This window comes from Nostoc sp., assembly GCF_035638895.1.
In the GTDB taxonomy this organism is placed as follows: Bacteria; Cyanobacteriota; Cyanobacteriia; order Cyanobacteriales; family Nostocaceae; genus Nostoc.
In genome coordinates this window covers 1-2,311 of record NZ_DASQZC010000331.1, presented here as the reverse complement: position 1 = coordinate 2,311, position 2,311 = coordinate 1, and the positions used below count along the sequence as shown (strand labels likewise).

The window sequence follows — 2,311 nt, the reverse complement described above, 5'->3', positions numbered from 1 at the left end:
GGGAAGAATAACTAATAACAAATGACGAATGACAAATAACAAATGACTAAAATATATTGTTCTCAAGGACATGAAAATTCCCCAGGTAGTCGCTTTTGTCTCCAGTGTGGTGAAAAATTGTTGGATACGCCCATAAGTTATAGTATCCAACCGGGGCTAACTTTAGGCGATCGCTATGTGATTGTGCGTCAAATTGGCCAGGGTGGCTTTGGACGCACTTATTTAGCTGAAGATGTCAATCGTTTCCGCGAACTTTGTGTTTTAAAAGAATTTTCCCCCCAAGTTCAAACCGCCTACGTTGTCCAAAAAGCTGAAGAACTGTTTGAGAGAGAAGCGAGTGTTCTCTATAAACTGCAACATCCCCAAATTCCCCGCTTCCGGGAACTGCTTCGCATGAACTTAGGGGGGAAAGAATATCTGTTTTTGGTACAAGATTATGTGGAAGGGGAAACTTACAACTCGTTGTTGAATACCAGGTTACAGCAGGGTTTGCGCTTTACAGAAGCAGAAGTACGCCAATTGTTGCTTTCAATTTTGCCAGTATTGGAGTATATCCACTCCATAGGCGTTATTCATCGAGATATATCTCCAGATAACTTAATATTTCGCACTGTTGACAAACTGCCAGTGTTAATTGATTTTGGCGGTGTTAAACAAGTAGTAGCAACCGTTGCTTCCCAATATTATCAACCCGGCGTAGTTGCATCTTCCCCATCACCAACCCTATTGGGTAAAGTGGGATTTGCACCTCCAGAACAGATGCAAACTGGGTTAGTATCTCCCCACAGCGACTTGTATGCTTTGGCTGCAACAATGTTGGTTTTACTGACAGGTAAACAACCTCAAGAATTAATTGATACTTACTACCTCACCTGGCAGTGGCGACGAGAAGTAAGCCTGAGTCCAATTTTGGGACAGGTATTAGATAAAATGTTATCTGCCAGACCAAGCGATCGCTATCAATCAGCCCATCAAGTACTCCAAACTATCAACCCGCCCCCAGCTAACTTTCCCCCAACTCAATACCCCGCGCCACCACAACCCACAGCCGCCACCGTCGCCGTCTCTCCACCTCCCCCATCCCCTAGCCTGCGGGAAGCTAAAGCTACATCCCCTTCATACCCCTCATCTCCCCCATACTCGCAGCCCACAAGCTGGTGGACACCAACAAAAACCTTCTTAGCGGCGGCGGTAGCATTTAGTACAATCGGTTTAATTTGGTGGGGAGTCAATAGCAGCCGCGATGTGGGGGAAGTCAAACCTGATCCTACAACCAGCCCAACCCCAACCAGTGAACAACCAACCGATCCTTTAGCGCAATATTCACCAGCCGAACGGCAGCGTAAAGAAAGATTAAGCGATCGCCTTCAACAGTTGGGGATTGACTCTAACTTCTACGTGAACTTGGTGAATCAAGTTTTTTGGGACAGAAATCCCAGTTTACGAGGACGCACTCTCAGCGATGGCCCTGAAGATGAAGGTTTACGCGCAGAATGGGATAAAACAGCCTCAGAATTGCTGGAAAAATTAGCGCCACTGAGTTCTAATGCACGCCGACAACTGGGAACTTATACAAGTGCTGAACGCGATCGCTGGAAACTGGAAGTCAACAAAATCAACGTTGGTAGCCGTTCTTTGTATGATTTAGGAGATACAGCATTTTTAAGTGTATTCCCTGAACAGCGTGGTAAAGATTTTCGAGATCAGCCAATTGGACAAGTTTGGTACGGATTTGTTAGCGATCAACTCAGTGCTATCCTCGCTGGTAGCGCTTTCCAGAAACTTGTCTTTGATCCGGGCGCTATCAGCAAAACAGTCAGTGGTACTCTCCAACCTGGTGGTGGTAAAGTATTCATTGCTGGACTTGCCAAAGAGCAATCTTTGGGATTGAAGCTACAAGCAAATTCCCAAGTTTTGTTATCAGTCTATTCACCCTCTGGCAAAATCAAATTTTTAGAAGATTCTAAAGAGCGAAGTTTGTCAACTAAATTAACAGAAAACGGATTTTACGAGTTTGTCGTGGTTTCCACAGCATCGAAACCAGTAGATTATCAACTCAGCATTACAGCAGAAAATCCCACCCCTCCCCCATCGCCAACACCAACGCCCACGGAAACACCAGCGTCCACGGAAACACCAGCGCCCATAGAAACACCCACCCCAACGCCAACTCCTACACCAACTCCCACAGAAACCCCTACTTCTACATCGACACCAACGCCAGAGACAGCACCTCAGTAAAGGGCGTTGCATAGTTGCGGGATAATTTCGCAACTTCCAAAATTCTCCCCCTGCCTCAAATTATCCCTTG

1 protein-coding gene is annotated in these 2,311 nt (G+C 46.0%); it reads left to right on the top strand.

Annotated elements, in window-relative coordinates:
- Window positions 1-42: 42 nt before the first annotated feature.
- A complete protein-coding gene (locus tag VE944_RS16395) occupies window positions 43-2,241 on the top strand; it encodes a serine/threonine-protein kinase (RefSeq protein ID WP_324978790.1) in 2,199 nt (732 codons plus the stop codon).
- Window positions 2,242-2,311: the final 70 nt, after the last annotated feature.

Excerpts from the sequence above, each read along its gene's own strand:
- VE944_RS16395 (WP_324978790.1), top strand. The coding sequence starts at position 43 with ATGACTAAAATATATTGTTCTCAAGGACATGAAAATTCCCCAGGTAGT.